Raw genomic sequence first — 18,488 nt, forward strand, 5'->3', positions numbered from 1 at the left:
TGCTTTTATCCCAAAATTCAGAAGTTTAAACGATGATATATTGAGTAATGATGGATGTGCAATTATTAACTGGTATTTTTCGCCAGAATTAATTAGTCAAAACATTTGACATAATTAACCGTTTGCATAAATATAACACAATCCATTGTATAAAAAGAATTCAAAAATGAAAGAGCAAGGACAGCCAATTTGGCGAAATATTAGGAAATTACAAAAACTAATCCCAATAACCGCGGGATTACTCATCTCTTTCGCCATGCCAACTCACGCCGATGAGCAAAATATCGATTGGCAACAGGCAAAACAAGCAAAATCAATTACGATAAGCAAAGAACAAGCCCAAAAGATTAAACAAAAATCGCTTACAGCAGCTATGGCTTGGCATGGTGCAAGCCCTTGGATAAGCGCAGTATCTCGCGGTGCGAGCGATACTTTTGAAGCGCTTGGCATTAAAGTGGTTGCCAGTACTGATGCACAGTTTGATCCGGCCAAGCAAGTTGCTGATCTTGAAAATATCACCGCGTTAAAACCTAACATTTTGTTATCACTCAGTGTTGATGGCACAAGCACTAAGCAAAGTTACCAAAAAGCCATCAATGCAGGTGCAGAGTTAGTACTGTTGAGTAACCCAATACCAGGCTTTCGCCATGGCAAAGAGTATGTTGGCATTGTAACCGACGATATGTTCGGAATGGGCAAAGCTGCAGCAACAAGTATTCAACAGGCATTTGGTGAGAACGCCAAAATAGGCATGATTTTTCACGATGCAAAGTACTTTATTACCAATAATCGCGATAGCGCATTTCGTAAACAAGTTTCCACCTTAGCGGGTCATAAAATTGTTGTCGAAAAAGGCTTTGTTAAAGAGCATGAAACAAGTGCAATCGCCGCGGCAATGATTTTGCAACATCCTGATCTGGATGTGATTTATGTATCTTGGGATGCCGCAGCAGAAGGTGTTATTGAGGCACTGCGTTCATTTGGTAATCGCGATATTAAAGTAGTAACACACGACCTTGGCGTTAATAATTTGCTCGATATGGCGATGCAGCGCAACATGCTCGCAACTATATCCGATAGGCCTTATGTTATTGGCGCAACGATGGCTAAGTTAGGTGCATTAGCAACATTAGACCTACCTGCACCGCACTTTACTTTGGTGCCATATGATGCTGTTACGAAAGACAATATTGCTGATATTTGGCAACAAGCATTTAAAGCGCCATTGCCTAAAATGCTTGACCTTGCACTAAAACAATAAGGAAAAATAATGAGTGCCAGTGACTTAACTACCATAGAGACAAAATCGCGCATTGCCGAATTTGTCGCTAAATACGCCTTTAAGCGCGAACTATTTATTTACTATATTTTCGTCGCCGTGTTATTGCTTTTCGCCGTTGTACTGCATGACACCGCATTTTTTAGTTTGACTAATTTTATGAATATTATTCGTCAAACAGCGCCTATTACCGTGATGGCTGTTGGCTTAACATTTGCGCTCGCTGTGGGTCATATCGATTTATCTATTGGCGCCGTGGTGGCATTATCAGCCTTAGTCGGTGCGGTTTTGTTGCAGTATACCGGGATACCATTGGCGGTACTTGGCGCAATGTGCGTAGGCTTGTTTGTCGGTTTAATAAATGGCTTTTTAATTGAGCGATTACAGGTTTCTTCGTTATTAATCACACTTGGCACAATGGGTGTTATCACAGGGCTTGCGCGTCAGTTCACTAATTTAGAATCGGTACCCATTATTAATAGTAGCTTCACCGGATTTTTTGGCGCAGGCGAAATCTTTGGCATTCCATCGTTATTAGTATGGACGGTTGTTATTGCTGCGATTGGTTATGTGGCGTTAACCAAACTGGCCTTTGGCAGACACCTTTTGGCGGTTGGCGGCAGCCCTAAAGCGGCGCTTGCTATGGGGATTAAGGTAACGCACATTCGTATTTATGCCTTAGTCATTTCATCTATGGCAGCAGCGCTCGCAGGGCTTTTATATGCGGGCCGTTTACATGGCGCGCGCTATACATTAGGCGAGGCAGATTTGCTTACCGTGATTGCTGCAGTTGCCATTGGTGGTACGAGTTTATTTGGCGGGCGTGCGTGTATTATTGGTGCGGTGCTTGGTTCATGGTTAATGGGCTTAATTAATAACGGTTTGATTTTATCTGGCTTTTCGACCAATGAACAAATGATAGCACGAGGCCTAATATTAATTGTTGCCGTAGCAATTGGTGTTAAGGAGATTAAAAATGGTTAGAACAGCATTAGATCAAGTTGCACTGGAATTAAAAGACATTAAAAAGAGCTTTGGTGCAGTAACTGCGTTAAAAAATGTCAGCTTTAAAATCAACAAAGGTGAAGTAGTGGGTTTGCTAGGTGATAACGGCGCGGGTAAATCAACATTAGTGCGCTGTATTTCAGGCATTCATGCGCCCGACAGTGGCAGTATTTTGGTGAATGATAAAACCGTACACATAACCAACCCAGAGCAAGCGCGTGATGCGGGAATTGAAACGGTGTTTCAAGACCTCGCCATGGTGCCAGAGTTTAATATTGCCGATAACCTATTCTTGAACCGTGAAATAAAGCATAAAAACCCGCTATTACGTGCGCTTGGTTGGCTTGATAAAAAAGCCATGGAAAAGCGCGCCAAAAAAGCGATTAATCGCTTAAACAGTCGTATTCCATGCTTTCAGGCGCAAATTCAATCACTTTCCGGGGGGCAACGACAAGCGGTTGCTATTGCCAGAGCGGTCAATTGGGGCGCGGACATTGTGATTATGGACGAACCGACTGCGGCCCTGGGGGTTGAGCAAAGTGCTCAGGTAAATGAGTTAATTAATGTGATTAGCTCGCAAGGGGTGGCAGTGCTTCTGATCAGCCACAATATGCAGCATGTGATTGATACTTGCGATAGGGCTGTAGTGCTATATCAAGGACAATCTGTTGCCGACGTATCTGTTTCTGATGTTACGAAAGAAGACTTAGTCAGTTTAATCACGGGCGCAAAAACAGCACTCGACGTTACTACGTCCAAGGTTGCTTAACGGATTTTGGCTTTTGCGCGATTGTTAGCGCTAAGCCAAATAGCAAAAGTTTCACTTTAACCAATGTTTTTACTTTTATGTTAATTCATAAAAGCGGTCTCTTGCGGCCTAAATTTGGAGAAATCATGAATAATAACAGTAAAGTAACTCAGCTAATTAGCACTATGACGTTAGCTGAAAAAATTGGGCAGCTCTTTGTATTGGCATTTGCTGGGCCCGATATTGATTATGCGAAACAGTTGGTGAAATCACATCATGTGGGTGGTTTTTATATTACCGATGACAACGCTGCCACACCTAAAGATGCGAAAAAATTAGCTGACGAACTGCAACACCAAGCCCAGTTACGTGCGTGCGATGCCCCCTTATTGCTGTGTGTTGACCAAGAAGGCTCGTGGGGGATTTTAGCCAAGCACACCGATTTAGGGCCGGGAAATTTGGCTCTTGGCAAAGCCAATAAAGCAGAGCTAACTGAGCAAATGTATCAGGTATTTGCTGAGCAAATGCATGGAATCGGTTACAACACACTGCTATCGCCTTGCTCTGACGTTAACACCAATCCCAACAACCCGATTATTGGTTTGCGTTCATTTGGAGAAACGCCTAAGCAAGTCGCAACGCATGTTGCAGCAGCAGTTAGGGGTATTAAACGCGGCGGTAATTTGGCAACGGCAAAACACTTTCCAGGTCATGGCGACACGCATAGTGATTCCCATCAATGTTTGCCAACCGTCGACAAAACGTTGAGCGAACTGCAACAGGGTGATTTGTTACCGTTTCAAGCGGCAATTGATGCCGGTGTATCGCTGATTATGACAAGCCATATTCGCTTCCCACTGCTTGACGATACTTACCCTGCAACATTGTCATCAAAAATCCTAACCAACTTGCTACAGCAACAAATGGGCTTTAATGGACTGATCATAACCGACAGTATGAATATGTGGGCAATGCGTAAAAACTACCAACCTGCTGAAGCCGCGATTTTAGCGTTAAAAGCAGGTGCGCACTTAGTGATGCTAAGCGAAGAGCACTATGAAAACAGTGCAACTGATTATAAAGCGCTGCAACTTGCTACGTTAAATGGGGTGATCCACGCAGTTGAATCAGGGCAACTTGATGAAGCAGTGATAAACGAACGGTTACACCGTGTGTTGTCGTTTAAATACGACAAGCTCAATGTTGCAAAAACGCCGGAGCACTTAACTGCAGACGATATTGAAGCGTTAATTGAAACGGCGGTTAGCAGTAGCGTTTCGGTGTTGCGTAATGAGGTAGGTAATTGGCCACTTACTGGTCGTGAGTTTACTCTCACCTTTGCCGCGCATCCGAAAAAATATGACAGCTTAGTAAATAGTCGAGGTATTGGGCCAAACGATCCCCGATCTGCAAAAGATACAATTATTCAGGGCCTACAACAGCGCACAAGTAAAGTTAACTTATTACCTTTTGATGAGTTTTTAACGTTGCTTGAAGGTTGTGAAGAGACAATTTCAACACCGCTCGTAATTGTTACCGAAGATTATCCGTTACCCGGAGAAAGCTTTGATGTAACGGAGCAAAAGCAATTAGTACAACGCGCGCTAAAGCGCTTTGGCAAGCAAGTAGTGGTGATTGCAATGCGCTCTGATTACGAACTAACGGACTATGCAGAACTGGCGACTTACATTTGTGCTTACTCAAGCCGTGTCTGTGCCGCAAAATACATTGCGTCACTTTTATAGAAATTAAACAAAAAGAATGAGAATTGCTTGACAATTAGTCAAAATGATTTAATAAATAATTAATCAAAATAATTTACTAATACAAATAAACTTAAGTGGTAATTGCATGCGTCTGGGGAGAAGGCAGTGCTTTGACGGAGCGAGTTGACTGAGAATGCGAAGATATTTCAGTTGGTTAGCGGCAGTGAGACCACATAACATTTGAAAACTTATAAATAATAATAAGGACAACAAGATGAAGACTAACCAACCTGTTGCGGTAACACTAAAAGCAACGCGCCTGTCATTGTGTATTGGTGCAGCGCTTTGTGCCATGACCTTTAATTTGTCAGCGCAAGAAAGCAAACAACTGGCTGAAAATGACAACATTGAGACCATTGAAGTACGTGGTATTCGCAGAAGTTTAACCAAAGCACTCAATACAAAGCGCTTTGCCAATGCTGTTGTCGACTCAATTTCAGCGGAAGATATTGGTAAGTTTCCCGATAAAAACATCGGTGATGCACTACAACGTATTCCTGGTGTGACAGTTGTTAGAACATTTGGTGAAGTGAACGGAGTAACCATTCGCGGTACGGCGCCTGAGCACAGTATGGTGCTATTAAACGGTCAAAATGTAGCAAGCGTTGGTTGGTTTGACTTGGGCGGTATGAACCGCAGCTTTAACTTTGAAATGTTAGCGTCGGAGCAGATTGCTGGCATGGATGTGTATAAATCCGTTGAATCTAATATTAATGAAGGCGCGATGGGCGGTACGGTTAATCTTAAAACCCGTAAACCGCTCGATATGGATGCTGGGACTGTATTTGCGTCGGTTGAAGGCATGTATCACAACAATGCTGAAGACTGGTCGCCAGCGTATTCAACGTTAGGCAGTTGGAAGAATGACAGCGAAACGTTTGGTGTGTTACTCGCGTATTCCAATGAAGAGTCAAAGGTATACCGCGAAACCTTGTCGAATTTTGGCCCCGCTGGAAACGCCACGTTTACTGATTCTAATGGCGTAGAGCGTAGCTCTTATGGCGCTATGTCATCTATTTTATTCGATGAAGATCGCGAGCGTGCAAGCTCTCAACTGACATTGCAATACGCGCCAAGCGATAATTTATCGTTTAACTTAAATTACAATTTATTTGAATTGAAGAACGATCACGTCAATTCAGCGATGTTTGCCATTGTTGGTTTTGGCCAAATGCAAGGTGATTCGGTAGTTGAAAATGCAAACGGCATTGTTACTCAAGCAACATCGCTTGCATCAGGTGCTGGACTTGCGCCACTTTTTAACAATGCGGTATTGCGTAAACCTGATATGCAAACAGATGCGCTTAACTTTACCGTTGAATATGAAGCGGATACTTGGTCTGCTGATTTTGTAATTGGTAAATCGGATGCCAAAGGTGAAACGTTGCAGTCGAGTACGTGGTGGGGCGATATCACCAACACCGAAAATTCAAGTTTTAGCTTTGATGTCGCTGGTCCCCTGGAACTCATTCCAACGAATCCAGCCTATCTTGATTCACACAGTAACTTTGATTTATTTCAAGAGTTTACTTATATCAATTACATTCGTGAAAACGAAATTGATTACGCCCAGGCTGATTTTACTTTCTTGCTAGAGAGCGACTTAGTAACGTCAATTCAAGCGGGTTTAAAATATCAACAACAAGCGTTTTCATCACAAGGTAATTACCAAGATCTTGACCTTGCAGCGGCAATGGCTGAGGGTCTTTCATTAGCTGATTTTAATGGCGGTTTTGTATCTGGTCTGCACTCAGCAGAAGGACGTGCGGGAAGTATGTCGTCGTTTCCAGTAGCGAGTCGCGATATTTGGCGTTATGCCGAGGCAAACAAACCCAGTAGCATTTCTGTGCGTGACGCGTTTTCAATAGAAGAAGACATTACCGCGGCCTATGTTAAAGCTAATTTTTCAGGTGAAGGCTTTCGCGGTAACGTAGGCTTGCGTATCGTCGACACCGATATTCTTTCAGTTGGCGAAATTAACGGCGTAGCGGGCGAAGTTGAAAAGTCTTATACCAATTACTTGCCAAGTGTGAACGTGGCAATGGACCTATCAGATGACCTTATTTTCCGTGTTGCAGCAGGCTCGACGGTGTCGCGTCCTGACTATGACGATATGAAAGTAGCAGACATTATCTCTGAAAGTTTTCAAACAGCTAATGTAGGCAGTCCTGAATTAAACCCATACAAATCAGATCAATACGATATGGGTTTAGAGTATTATTTTAATCCGTCATCGATTGTTGGTGCGACTTTCTTTATAAAAAATATTAGTGATTACATAGAGCAAACCACAGCAAAAGAGAACTATGCTGGGTGTGGTCCTGAGTGTTTAGTGACACGTTCTCGTAACGTAGGCACTGCTGATGTGCAAGGTATTGAATTACAATACCAACATGACTTTGGTAATGGTTTTGGTGCTCAGTTTAATTACACGTATACCGACAGTGCACGTACCAACTCAGCCGGTGAAGAAGTACCAATTGAAGAAGTGTCTAAAAACTCACTTAACTTATCAGGTTACTTCGAAAACGAAATGTTTAGTGTACGTTTAGCTTATAACTACCGTGATGACTGGGTCCGTCAGTACAATGGTAGTAGCTTAGACAGCCTAAATGATGCGTATGATCAGTTAGATGCATCGGTTATTTGGCATGTTACAGAAAATGTAGATATGTCATTTGAAGCGGTGAATTTGCTCAACGAAGCATTGGTATTGCGTCAACCTAAGGCGGGCAATATTGTTCACAGTGTGGATGAATTCGGTACCCGTTACTTTGTTGGCGCCAGCATTCGCTTTTAAATAAAAGGTTTGAGGCTAATGTGCCTCAAACCGCTATATTCCTAGTTGTTGAATGCAAAAGTATTACCAATACCACATCAGCAACGTTTATCCGTCTAACACAGATGGGCCGAATTATGTTGTTTAGATTAGTGGCTCGTGTTCCCCTAAGGCAAGCTGCCCAGTTTGCCTTATCTTTATCTCACAATTATCACCATTTTAAAATGTAAATAAAAAGTTAAATCAATAAGTAAATTATATTGACTAAATTTTAGTCAAGCGTTAGTGTGAATTATGTTAGACCATTAGATTTAGCGCAGTTCTGGTTTAACCAAGACAATGCGATTGTTTAAGCATACTTAAATTTAACTTTTGCAAAATTAGCAACTTGTAAACAATTTTAAGAAGGACACCCTAATGCGTCACGCTAAAATGACTACTTGCGCACTGGCTGTATTAATTAGCTGTAATGTTAATGCAGGTACTGGTATTCAAGACTTTTTAGATTCATTGCGAAACTTTGAATCGGGTATAAACCCAAATCTCGCCGATTTTTATCTCGAAAACCTCAATAATCCTGTTTATAACTATGCACGGGTAAGTGCACCCGGTCGTATGGTGCGTGATTGCTCAACTGGTAGCATGATTCCCGAGCCAACGACTATCAATGAGTTTTTCACTAAACTGGGGGTCGACCATTTTTACAACGCGCAAACCCCTAATGACCCAGAAATGTTTAAGAGCATGCAGTACAACTCAATGAATGCGTGGGGCTTTGTTGGTTATCAGCTAGGTGAAGCAGTATTAATCGATGCAGGGTATTACAGCCCAAAAGTGGTTACCGTAGACGGTGTTGAATACGACAGTTTTTATGTCTTTGTTGATGATTCGACGTGGATTGGTTGCGAAACTGAAGCATTAGTCGAAATCGTCGGCTCTGGTGGTAATAAAATCTTAGCAACGGATGTTAATAACTGGCAAGGCACATTTGTTGGCAAAAACGGTGTTAACTCATTTGCCGACTTAATAAAGCCAGAAAAACAAGAATTGGTTATTCGTGATGCCATGCATTTTAATTACGGTGTGATGACGCAATTGTTAAGTGATGCCAATATGACATGGGCAGAAGCACTTACAAAAAGCTGGCCGGGTGTTGATGACAATGGCAATCCAGTGCAAGTGCAAGCGACTATGTCGGGGTTGTTAGCCGCAGCACATTTACGCGGTGCGTGGGGCACAGCACGTTTATTAACAAAGGATGAAATTACGTGTGACGAATTAGGCACTTGCATCACTAAATATGTACATAAATTTGGTGGTTATAATACCATTTTCGATACGCCTTTTGACGATGTAATTGAAGGCTCAAGCTACGCAGAAACATTATCTGCAGGTTGGGGTAATGATCTTGTAATATTAGGTGGCGGAGTGGATACGCTTGCGTTACATCAAAATGACAGCGCTATCACTACGGTGCGCGGTTTCACCCTTGCAGAAGATTTTATTGTGCTAAGAGATTGGACAGCATCAGCGCCATTGGCAAATTTACAGATAGCTGATGTCGCTGCAGGTGCAGAGCTTAGTTTTTCTAATCAACGTGTGGTGATTGAAGGGGTGAGCGCCGCTGAAATTAGCGCAAATCCAAGTGCTGTGATTGCAGAATCAAAAATTTATGAAATTGCTTGGTCGGGTTCGCAAACGGTTAATAACTTTAATCCGCGCTTAGATAAAATTCGGGGCACCGCAGGGATTGGTTTTAAACATTTAAAAGCGTACGAAACGGATAATGCGCTGGTGGTTGGCGTGCAAGCAGCAGATGGCGGCATTTATAGTTCGGTTGAGTTGGTGGGGTTAACCATCGCCGATTTAACACCGGGTATGTTTGATAATGTAACCGGTGGGTATGACCGTTTAGGCTTTATTGTTCCACTTAATAGTCAAAACTGGGGCTGGAACATGACCTTGTCGGTTAATAGTTTTGATGCTGCAAAAACAGTGATTAGTATGCCACTGTTTAACTACAGTTTTTCGATGCTAGTGTTAACGCAAGAGGGGGCGGATACGGTTATTACACTAGATGCAGCGGCGTCGCAAGGCGATCAAAAACGACTAGTGCTCAAAAATACCGATGTCACAACACTAAGTGCAGCAAACTTTTCATTTGTTAATGGTAACTTTAGTGACGCGACAATCGATATTCCAGTGTATTACACGGTAACAGCGGTAGTGGTGGGTAATGGTGGCAGTATTTCACCACTACCTAATGCAAATGGCGAGCTAAGTGCAAAAGGTAACACTGACTTCACACTTAATTTTGTTGCAGACAGTGGTTATCGCGTGGCAAACATTACACTTGATGGGGTAACGGTCAGCGCAGCAAATGCTTATACCTTTAATGCTATCAGTAGTAATCACACTATTTCTGTGAGCTTTGAACAAGGGGTTTCTTGTCCAAATGCATGGCTTTCGTCAGAGGTTTACACGGGCGGTATGCAAGTGACTTATCAAGGCAAAATATACGAGGCCAAATGGTGGTCGCAAAATAATGTGCCGACTGCGGGTGATCCGTGGAAGTTTATAAGTGACTGCCAGTAATCATTTCATAAAATAGCAAAGCGATGCTCATTGCATCGCTTTATTTGCGTTTCCACCTCATAACAACTCACAGTTATAGCCCCATAAAACTAATATGTAAGCCGATGGCGTTATCAAAGCCCTTGTCAGCAAAAAAGTTTGAATAATTGAGCTGAATATGCACATTTTGTGTTAACTGATACTCAAAAAACGCTTTAGCATATAGTGAGCTTTCAAAGTCATCTAATGTTTGGCTTTCGCAGCTATCACAGTTAAATACGGCGCGTTCAATATTGTTGTAGCGATAACCAGCGAGTACGCCAAATGACATACGCTCAACAGTTTGCGGTGCGAATTTAAACCCAGCTTCAGCATACATTGCAAACCCCGTAATTGATGACTCTTTACTACTGACCTGGCCGGTAAATTCGTTTTTTACGGTTTGCGCAAACGGTGACGTATCTTCCATGTACATGTAATCCATTCCGGTAGCAAACTGCAAATAGCGATGTGGTTCACCTTTGTAATACAACCCGATTGCATGCGCATTACCGCCATCGATTGTGACACTGTCATTGGTAGCTTGATAATCACTAGCGGCTAAATATTGATAACTTACGCCAATTGAATAGTCGTAGAAGTTCACGTTTTGCTTTTCAGATGCATGCGCACTGACTAGCCAAAGTATTAAGCTGGTTAAAATTAGTGTTTTCATGAGTTATCTCCTTAGAAAGTGCTTTGACAGCTGCGCACCAAGTGAATGTGGTGTTTTGTTTGTCGGGAGCTGTAAAAGACAATACTATTTTGATACTGGTAGTGATAACTGGTGTCATCATTACGTGGGTTTGGAGTAGCACTCCACACTTCACCGAATGGAATGTTTTTAAACGCAAACGGGTTTAGTGGGGGCTCCTCGCAGGCAAGCTCGATATTTTGTTGCAGTTCTTTGATACTCGGCAAGCGCCATGGCTGCGCATTTGGCGTGTTATCATTTAGTGTATTAGCGTATTCAAATGCTTGTTGCCAATCTAGTTTTTCTGCTTCGCCTTGTTCACAGTTGTCACCACTTAAGCCAACAACGCATTTTTGCCAAATTAGTCCGGTTAGGGTATCGAGTACATTACCGTTTTGATCTTGTTTGTAACGTATAGTAGGTGCGGTATTCTCTTCAATTGCATTACACCTTTGTTGTGGTGCATAGCGACGACGGCTTTCAATTTCTTGTTCTTCATTTGTTGGCGGTTGAAGTTGTTGAAGAATGCGGTCAACACCACGAACCGCACGAATATGGCGCGTTGTAGAACTAACGCCACCAGCCACACGGCCCACATTAAAATCGACCGCCCAAACGCTGCCCTCATCATCAACATCAAGGGTGTTGCTCCAATAAAATGCGGTTTTGGTATGTGGGAAAAAATTACTATCAATTGCTGGTGTATTGGTGTGGTAGTTAACGATTTCCTGTAACTCGATTTTGCTCGGTAAACGCCAATCATTGTAACCGCACAAAGCCTGTTGATTTAGTCGTTTTAAATAGCTTTGGCTATCGCAATCACGATCACAGTCACCGCCGTTAATGCTTGAAAATGCGCCGAAATTATCATCGCGCCAAGTGTAGGTATGATTTGCATCTTGCAGGCCGCCAGAGCCAGCAAAGGCTTTTACTTCCCAAATAAGGCCGGTTACATTATCAAGTACACATAATGCAGTTTCACTCATATCATTAATTCTATTGCCAGCGTTATCGAGCTTGGCAAAACTAAACCCAGCATGGCCGTCTAGGTCTTGGTTTTGCGTAGCATCCGCACCTATATCGCAATCTTGCAAGAAACCCGATTGGTTATTGCAGCTAGCAAAATTGCCAGCGGGAAAATCCCCAGCAAGTTGCGACCCAGTATCATTGAATGCAATGCTCATCTCATCACATGTGCATTCGCCATCGCATAGTGGCAGCTGAAAATCAGCTGGAGCTGGTTGCGACGTGTTTGCGTCATTTACTTGTGCTGCACTTTGCTCAACCGCTTCATATTTACACGCACCCAGTAAAGTGCAGCTAAGCATAATTGCGAGGTGCAATAGCGAGTATGAATATTTTGCGTCGTTTTTCATAACGTTGCCTTAGCCAGATTGGAGTAGGTTAATGTTTGCAAAAACAAATCCAATGGCAGTTACACGAACGTCTTCAAGCGTTAATGATGTGGCGTTTTAATTTTCTAACGCTATGAATTATCGCGTGTAATTTTCTCAAAATAACTAGCGGACTGAGCATTTTCAGCGTAGCAAGCGTTAACCATTGTAGTTTATCGACTACTCGTTTTTGCAAAATTCGGCGGAAAATTCGCAAATTGCAACGCATTTTTATCTAGCTGCGGTGCCGGTTATTGAAAAGCTCGCGCGGAGCAGTGTTAATGTTTAAATCATAACTGTTTGTTTAATTAACCTTTTTTGGTGGTTTTTAATAGCGTGCTAGGAAAGGTTGCGAGTTATGGATTGCTTTATGCCTGAGTCATTAATAGCGCAGTTGGGTTAATACACTGTTATCACTGCTAACTGCGCGATGACTTACGTTAGCAATATAATAGGAGCCGTTATGGAATCAGTTGACCCAATGTTAATCGCGTTTCTACCAAAAGATATACGCAACATGTTCTTCCCATACGCAAGTGTGCAACTTGCAGCCCTTGTGCTCAATCTGTTGATTGGATTTGTAATGGCCAGCATTATAGGTGTGCACTTTCGCAAATATGCGAGCGCGTTTTGCAATCGCCAAGATTTCTCGCGTTTGTTTCCACTTTTAATGTTAAGCGTGATTTTAATTATCACAGTAGTCAAAGCATCACTCGCGCTGGCTCTTGGTTTGGTGGGGGCGTTATCGATAGTACGCTTTAGAACACCTATAAAAGAACCGGAAGAACTGCTTTACCTCTTTTTGAATATTGGTGTGGCAGTTGCGCTCGGTGCAGGACAAACGCTGGCCGCGGTAGTTGCGTGTTTTGTCACTCTGTTGTTAATTGGTTGGGTTAAAAAACGCGACGATAAAAGCAAACAAGAAAACGGTTTGTTCTTGTCGCTTAATTTTATTAGTGATCAAAGTCTAAAAGATACGCAACTGGTCTCGCAACTTAAAAGTTTGTTGAGTGAACATGCCGATAGAATTGAATTACGCCGTATTGATATTGCAGATAATCGTTTCGACGCCAACTTCTTTATTTCAGTAAGCGATGAAAGCCAAATTGACCTGTGTATGACGGCACTGTCAAACGCGTTTTCTGGTATCAATATTTCGCTGCTGGAGCAACATAATATTGCGGGGGTTTAGCCATGCGATTAGATACTCCGATTCAATCACCAACGAAAGGTGACCGCATAAAACTATTAGGTGGCCTGCTGGTGTTAGCAATTTTGCTAATGCCATCTGCAGGTGCAGTCAAACGATACTTAGTTGATAAAGGGTTTGTTGCTGAGCATGTTTCAGGCAAAGACAAAGCGTTGCAATTAATGCGCAGTGTAGTGCAGGCTCCGCATAGTTACTTATCAGCCAACACCGATTTACCACTCATCAAGGTCGATATTAAGTATCAAGATTGGCTTAAGCTTGAAAACGACAGACGCACTGCATTTGAGCGTGGCATGATCCCAGAACTGCGTAGCCAAGTGCCAGCTACCATTGTATATGGTAAGGAACGCCATACTGCAAAAGTGCGCTTGCAAGGTGATATGTTAGATCACGTGAATAAACAAATACGCTGGTCCCTAAAAGTTGAACTTAAGAAAAAACAAGCTTCGTTTGAATCGCGTAAGTTCGCCTTAGTTGCGCCAAGTGTGCGCGTAAACCAGGGACCGAACCTGTTTGCCAAAAGTTTAGCGCTCAGCAACTTTGACATTATTTCGCCGAAAAATATTCCTGTGCGCTTAATTGTTAATGGTGCAGATTGGGGCGTTATGTTGTTTGAACAATCCTTTAGTCAAGATTTGTTGGCGGTTAATAACCGCACGGAAGGCTTGATTACACGACTTGATTTAGTGTCGCAAACAACAGATGAAAACGGCAAGGTGATTCGTACGCTGAAGCCGAGAGTTTTGCAGCGTAAAACCATTTTGGCAAATCCAGCGCTTGCTAATCAACGGCAAATTGCCTTGGCATTGTTAGATGACTTTTTAACAGGCAAACGCCCAGCAAGCGATGTATTTGATGCGCAGCGCATGGGGCAATATCTTGCGATGGTTGATTTATGGGGAGCATGGCATGCGCTGACATGGAATAACTGGCGTTGGTATTACAACCCGCATATCGCCAAACTCGAACCGATCCAAAGCGATGTAGCGGTAACGCCAGCTGCGCATATTTGGTTAATGAAACCGCCGAGTCATCAATTCGCACTAAGTAGGGCAATGCTTGCAGACGCTAATATCAAGCAACATTATTTAACAGCTAAACAGCATTTAATTGCGAGCCTTGATACTACGCTTATTCCAGCACTGGCTGATTACGACAAGCAATTTATCAAATCGCTGCACAGTGATAGTCCACTCACTACGCCATTTAACTATCAGGTAATGAAGCAACAAGCGAACTGCTGGGCTGCTAATTACCAAACTGATGAGTGTGAGAGTATTGTGCAAGTGAGCGAAGAGCTGCATAAGCAAATGGATCGGTTTAGCGCGCTAGCGCCATGGGATCTATTAAGTCGATTAAAAAATGAAAATGGTAAACTTGTGTGGTCGGTGGTGAATAACCAAGGAGTTCCACTGACGATTAAAAGCATTGAAGGTGTTACAAAACGCCAAGAAATTTCGCCACTTGAGCAAATTAATGATGAGTTACCCGTTACTATTGCCGCAGGCGAAACATTAGCGGTTACTTTGCCAGAGCGTTTACATGCAATCAAGGTGCGTGCGGGACTTGAAGATAAAGGCACAGACAGTTTTTATTTTCAAAAAGACACGCCTCCATTGGCATTTATTCCTCGCGGTGGCATCACACCGTTCAACGCATCTCATTATCAAGCGTTTATTACGCAAACCGAAAATAAATGGGTATTTAAGCCGGGCCAATGGCTTATTAATGAATATTTAGTGACGCCGCCGAATACACATGTGGTGATCCCTAAAGGAACCACGCTTAAATTTAGCCGGTATGCAGGTTTGATGGTGTTTGGTGCACTTCATAGTCAAGGAACACAGCATCAACCCGTTGTTATGACGCGCCAAGCGGATACTTCAAAGTGGTCAGGCTTAAGTGTTTTCTCAAATGACGTAAATACCATTAACCAAGTTGAACATCTGCAAATAAGTTATGCCAGTAGCCCAAAACTCGGCTTGTGGCAGCCACGAGGCGCTATTTATTTTGTTAAAGGCAAGGTGAATATGCGCTCGGTGCAAATTACTGATAATCAATCTGAAGATGGCTTAAACATTATTAATGCAAAGGTGGATATATTCGACTTAACCATCAAAAACGCGTTGTCTGATGCATTTGATTGCGATTTTTGCACTGGTGTGCTTGATACCAGTCAATTTACCAATATTGGTTTTCGCTCTGGTGGCGATGGCTTAGATGTAAGTGGCTCAACGCTTACGGTAAAACATGCCAAGTTTAACAATGTGCGTGACAAAGCCATTTCAGCGGGTGAGCGCAGTCAATTGTTTGTCAGTGACACTGAATTTGACGATGTAAATTTTGGCTTGGTTGCCAAAGACAGCTCCTTAATTGAAGCTGACGGAGTGCGTGCGTCTAACATTCAACATAAAGCGTTAATGAGTTATTCGAAAAAGCGGATTTTTGGCCCTGCGATAATGAGAGTTAGTGATTATTTATGTTCTGATCCCAACTGCAGTGGCAAGAATACAGCGGAATTGGGCAGTCAATTACACGTGAATGGGCTAGCTGTGCGCACTGAAGCGCTTGATGTGAAAGACTTATACAACACAGTAATGAAATCGGATAAACCAAAATGAACCTACAGCAAAGAGAATATCGGTTTGAGGTTAAAGTGCCAGTTCCTTTAAATCGATTACAAGAAGTGTATATATGGTTAATGGCGCACTCGATGATGTTTCGTGAACATTTTGCACCACGAGATATTAATAGTTTGTACCTAGATACGCCGTTTTTAGCACGCTTTGAAGAAAATTTAAGTGGCATTAGTACGCGTAAAAAAGTACGCATTCGCTGGTATGGTGAGCTGCATCATGCTCACCAGGCCAAACTTGAATTTAAGCACCGCCAAGGTGGCAAAGGGTTTAAGGTCACGTTTGATACCGCATTACAGTTCGAAAACCCCGACTTTTCATGGCTTTACGCACTTAAAAACGCTTACCAATCTTTGCCAGTGAATGCTCAGTATTTATGGGATACAGAACATTCTCCAATTATTATCTGCCGCTACCGTCGGGAGTATTATATTTCAGGTGATGAGTCTATTCGTGCAACGTTTGATAGTAACATTGAATCATACGATCAACGGTATCGTCAGCAGGCAAATTTAACGCGTGCTGCAGCTTTGGGTGATTATGTCTTACTGGAGCTTAAAACAAACGCAGATAATGAAGCTGCGTTAAGTGATTTATTGGCTACCTGCCCGTTAAGACCCTCTCGGCACTCAAAATACGTTAACTGCATTCGTCATTTGATGTGGCAATAGGGTTGGGATTTTAAAAGGCATCTAACCGAATCACTTATTTTTTACTTAAATGCGTTTTAAACATGCTTACGGTATAAGTAAGAGAACGGAGCGTTAGTCTTTTAAAGAACACGCTGTCTATAATCAGAAAATCCGTATGTGTAAGTGTTTAATACATAACACTCTGATTATGGTTATCGAGTAAGTTTGAGTGAATAACGCATTAGGGCGCAATTTTTATAATTGCGCCAGTTTCTTAACAAGGTATACACGGTTTATCGTTTTAAGACATTAAGTCTGTAATGATACTAACGTCTTCAATACCGGCCTCTTTCATCGCATCTTGCAGTGCTTGAATTGCATCGAAGCGTGCAATTTCTAAAGAGTTTAAAAAACTCTGTTGGCTGTCAATGACTGCTTTTTTTACTTTTTCATCGGAATAATCAGCTTCTTTAGCTTTTGCTAGCATTTCTTCAGCCATTTCGATTTGCTCTTTTATGCGCTCAATTGCCTTGATCATGTCTTTAATATGTTTGGGTAAAGCGTTTAACTTAGCTTCTTTCTCCTCTTCACTTTCTTTTAGTTTTTGCCAACTTTCAGGTGAGATTGACACGGTTGTTCCGTCTTTTTCGTTACTCGATTCGTCATTATCATGCTCATTTGCAGTGACAACAGAGCTTGTTTGGTGAATGGCAAAGGGTATTTTATTGATGCTGGAAATACTCATAACATTCCTTGGTTAAAAGTTATCGCTATCTTATCGACAATAACTTCTGTTACTTTAAATAAATGCTTTATTTACCTTACAAGTTGAACCCATGTCAGAATTTAAAATTCGTCCAATGTTGGCTGATGAGCTAAAAATCGCCATTGATTGGGCTGCAAGAGAAGGTTGGAACCCAGGTTTAAACGATGCTGAGCTGTTTTATTTGGCAGATCCCAATGGTTTTTTTGTTGGCGAGTTAAACGGTGAAATTGTCGCAGTTGGCAGTGCGGTCACTTACGATCACACGTATGCGTTTTGTGGCTTGTATATTGTTGCACCTGAGCATCGAGGTAAAGGCTATGGTTTAACCCTGACCAAACACCGCTTAGCATATTGCGGCGATCGAAATGTTGGCATTGATGGTGTGCTGGAAAATGTCGAGATATACAAGCGCATCGGTTACGTGCCTTATTATCAGAATAAACGCTTTCAAAAATTAGCCAATGCGACAACTCGTTCGGCGCAGGTTGTTGAGGTGACAAAAGAACATATTCCCGATATTTTAACTTACGATAAGCCATGTTTTGGTGCTACGCGTGAGCAATTTCTAGCTGCGTGGTTATTACAACCTCAGGGTAAGTCTGTATGCTTTTTACAAAACGGTGAAATTAAAGGTTATGCAGTCAGGCGCAAGTGTCAGGAAGGTTATAAAGTAGGGCCGCTTTTTGCGGATTCGCCAGATATTGCATTATCGCTTTTTCAGGCGTTGCAGGTGGATATTCAAGGTGAACAGATTATTTTAGATGTGCCCGAAAACAACCCACAGGCAATCTCTTTAGCTGAATCGGAACGCATGGATGTAGTGTTTGCCACAATGCGCATGTATCAAAAAACAATACCCGCTACCGCACGTGATAAAATTTATGGCATTACCACCTTTGAGTTGGGTTAACATGCAAAAAACAAATAAGCCTTTTATGATGAAATGGTTGTTTGCTATTTAAATAG

General features: G+C 42.3%; 13 protein-coding genes. 10 read left to right on the forward strand and 3 right to left on the reverse strand.

Going from position 1 to position 18,488, the window contains the following annotated elements:
- Window positions 1-166: 166 nt before the first annotated feature.
- From C2M30_RS17580 to C2M30_RS17605, 6 genes are all read left to right on the forward strand, one after another.
- Window positions 167-1,261: a substrate-binding domain-containing protein gene (locus tag C2M30_RS17580; RefSeq protein WP_105172661.1), complete on the forward strand. Its 1,095-nt coding sequence runs from the start codon at window positions 167-169 to the stop codon at window positions 1,259-1,261.
- A gap of 9 nt (window positions 1,262-1,270) precedes the next feature.
- Window positions 1,271-2,263 (forward strand): ABC transporter permease, encoded by a 993-nt coding sequence (locus C2M30_RS17585; RefSeq protein WP_105172662.1) that lies wholly within the window; start codon window positions 1,271-1,273, stop codon window positions 2,261-2,263.
- Entirely contained in the window at window positions 2,256-3,053 is a 798-nt protein-coding gene (locus tag C2M30_RS17590) for an ATP-binding cassette domain-containing protein (RefSeq protein ID WP_105172663.1), read from the forward strand. The genes C2M30_RS17585 and C2M30_RS17590 overlap by 8 nt, the downstream gene beginning before the upstream one ends.
- A gap of 125 nt (window positions 3,054-3,178) precedes the next feature.
- The gene (locus C2M30_RS17595; protein ID WP_105172664.1) at window positions 3,179-4,777 is read left to right on the forward strand and encodes a glycoside hydrolase family 3 protein; all 1,599 of its coding nucleotides are present in this window, start codon (window positions 3,179-3,181) and stop codon (window positions 4,775-4,777) included.
- 235 nt (window positions 4,778-5,012) lie between these two features.
- Complete coding sequence (locus C2M30_RS17600) at window positions 5,013-7,598, forward strand: TonB-dependent receptor (RefSeq protein WP_105172665.1); 2,586 nt, start codon at window positions 5,013-5,015, stop codon at window positions 7,596-7,598.
- 396 nt (window positions 7,599-7,994) lie between these two features.
- Window positions 7,995-10,172, forward strand: coding sequence for a carbohydrate-binding protein (locus C2M30_RS17605; protein ID WP_105172666.1), 2,178 nt, complete (start codon window positions 7,995-7,997; stop codon window positions 10,170-10,172).
- Window positions 10,173-10,245: 73 nt separating this feature from the next.
- On the opposite strand, the gene C2M30_RS17610 is transcribed toward C2M30_RS17605, so the two are convergent.
- Both C2M30_RS17610 and C2M30_RS17615 read right to left on the reverse strand, forming a co-directional pair.
- Window positions 10,246-10,866: a hypothetical protein gene (locus C2M30_RS17610; protein ID WP_105172667.1), complete on the reverse strand. Its 621-nt coding sequence runs from the start codon at window positions 10,864-10,866 to the stop codon at window positions 10,246-10,248.
- An 11-nt stretch (window positions 10,867-10,877) separates the two neighbouring features.
- A complete protein-coding gene (locus tag C2M30_RS17615; RefSeq protein WP_105172668.1) occupies window positions 10,878-12,260 on the reverse strand; it encodes an Lcl C-terminal domain-containing protein in 1,383 nt (460 codons plus the stop codon).
- A gap of 481 nt (window positions 12,261-12,741) precedes the next feature.
- On the opposite strand from C2M30_RS17615, the gene C2M30_RS17620 reads away from it, so the two are divergent.
- From C2M30_RS17620 to C2M30_RS17630, 3 genes are read left to right on the forward strand one after another with little or no spacing between them, the layout of a single operon-like run.
- Window positions 12,742-13,470, forward strand: a complete 729-nt coding sequence (locus C2M30_RS17620) for a DUF4956 domain-containing protein (protein WP_105172669.1) — start codon at window positions 12,742-12,744, stop codon at window positions 13,468-13,470.
- A gap of 2 nt (window positions 13,471-13,472) precedes the next feature.
- The gene (locus tag C2M30_RS17625; protein WP_105172670.1) at window positions 13,473-16,109 is read left to right on the forward strand and encodes a hypothetical protein; all 2,637 of its coding nucleotides are present in this window, start codon (window positions 13,473-13,475) and stop codon (window positions 16,107-16,109) included.
- A complete protein-coding gene (locus C2M30_RS17630; protein WP_100915484.1) occupies window positions 16,106-16,795 on the forward strand; it encodes a polyphosphate polymerase domain-containing protein in 690 nt (229 codons plus the stop codon). Before C2M30_RS17625 ends, C2M30_RS17630 begins: the two co-directional genes overlap by 4 nt.
- A gap of 262 nt (window positions 16,796-17,057) precedes the next feature.
- Here C2M30_RS17630 and C2M30_RS17635 read toward each other — a convergent pair whose 3' ends face one another.
- Window positions 17,058-17,501 (reverse strand): hypothetical protein, encoded by a 444-nt coding sequence (locus C2M30_RS17635; protein WP_105172671.1) that lies wholly within the window; start codon window positions 17,499-17,501, stop codon window positions 17,058-17,060.
- A gap of 91 nt (window positions 17,502-17,592) precedes the next feature.
- Here C2M30_RS17635 and C2M30_RS17640 point away from each other — a divergent pair, with 91 nt between their 5' ends.
- Window positions 17,593-18,432, forward strand: a complete 840-nt coding sequence (locus tag C2M30_RS17640) for a GNAT family N-acetyltransferase (RefSeq protein ID WP_105172672.1) — start codon at window positions 17,593-17,595, stop codon at window positions 18,430-18,432.
- Window positions 18,433-18,488 lie beyond the last annotated feature (56 nt).

The organism is Pseudoalteromonas sp. T1lg24, from assembly GCF_002964745.1.
In the GTDB taxonomy this organism is placed as follows: Bacteria; Pseudomonadota; Gammaproteobacteria; order Enterobacterales; family Alteromonadaceae; genus Pseudoalteromonas; species Pseudoalteromonas spongiae.

Excerpts from the sequence above, each read along its gene's own strand:
- C2M30_RS17580 (WP_105172661.1), top strand. The coding sequence starts at position 167 with ATGAAAGAGCAAGGACAGCCAATTTGGCGAAATATTAGGAAATTACAA.
- C2M30_RS17585 (WP_105172662.1), top strand. The coding sequence starts at position 1,271 with ATGAGTGCCAGTGACTTAACTACCATAGAGACAAAATCGCGCATTGCC.
- C2M30_RS17590 (WP_105172663.1), top strand. The coding sequence starts at position 2,256 with ATGGTTAGAACAGCATTAGATCAAGTTGCACTGGAATTAAAAGACATT.
- C2M30_RS17595 (WP_105172664.1), top strand. The coding sequence starts at position 3,179 with ATGAATAATAACAGTAAAGTAACTCAGCTAATTAGCACTATGACGTTA.
- C2M30_RS17600 (WP_105172665.1), top strand. The coding sequence starts at position 5,013 with ATGAAGACTAACCAACCTGTTGCGGTAACACTAAAAGCAACGCGCCTG.
- C2M30_RS17605 (WP_105172666.1), top strand. The coding sequence starts at position 7,995 with ATGCGTCACGCTAAAATGACTACTTGCGCACTGGCTGTATTAATTAGC.
- C2M30_RS17610 (WP_105172667.1), bottom strand. The coding sequence starts at position 10,866 with ATGAAAACACTAATTTTAACCAGCTTAATACTTTGGCTAGTCAGTGCG.
- C2M30_RS17615 (WP_105172668.1), bottom strand. The coding sequence starts at position 12,260 with ATGAAAAACGACGCAAAATATTCATACTCGCTATTGCACCTCGCAATT.
- C2M30_RS17620 (WP_105172669.1), top strand. The coding sequence starts at position 12,742 with ATGGAATCAGTTGACCCAATGTTAATCGCGTTTCTACCAAAAGATATA.
- C2M30_RS17625 (WP_105172670.1), top strand. The coding sequence starts at position 13,473 with ATGCGATTAGATACTCCGATTCAATCACCAACGAAAGGTGACCGCATA.
- C2M30_RS17630 (WP_100915484.1), top strand. The coding sequence starts at position 16,106 with ATGAACCTACAGCAAAGAGAATATCGGTTTGAGGTTAAAGTGCCAGTT.
- C2M30_RS17635 (WP_105172671.1), bottom strand. The coding sequence starts at position 17,501 with ATGAGTATTTCCAGCATCAATAAAATACCCTTTGCCATTCACCAAACA.
- C2M30_RS17640 (WP_105172672.1), top strand. The coding sequence starts at position 17,593 with ATGTCAGAATTTAAAATTCGTCCAATGTTGGCTGATGAGCTAAAAATC.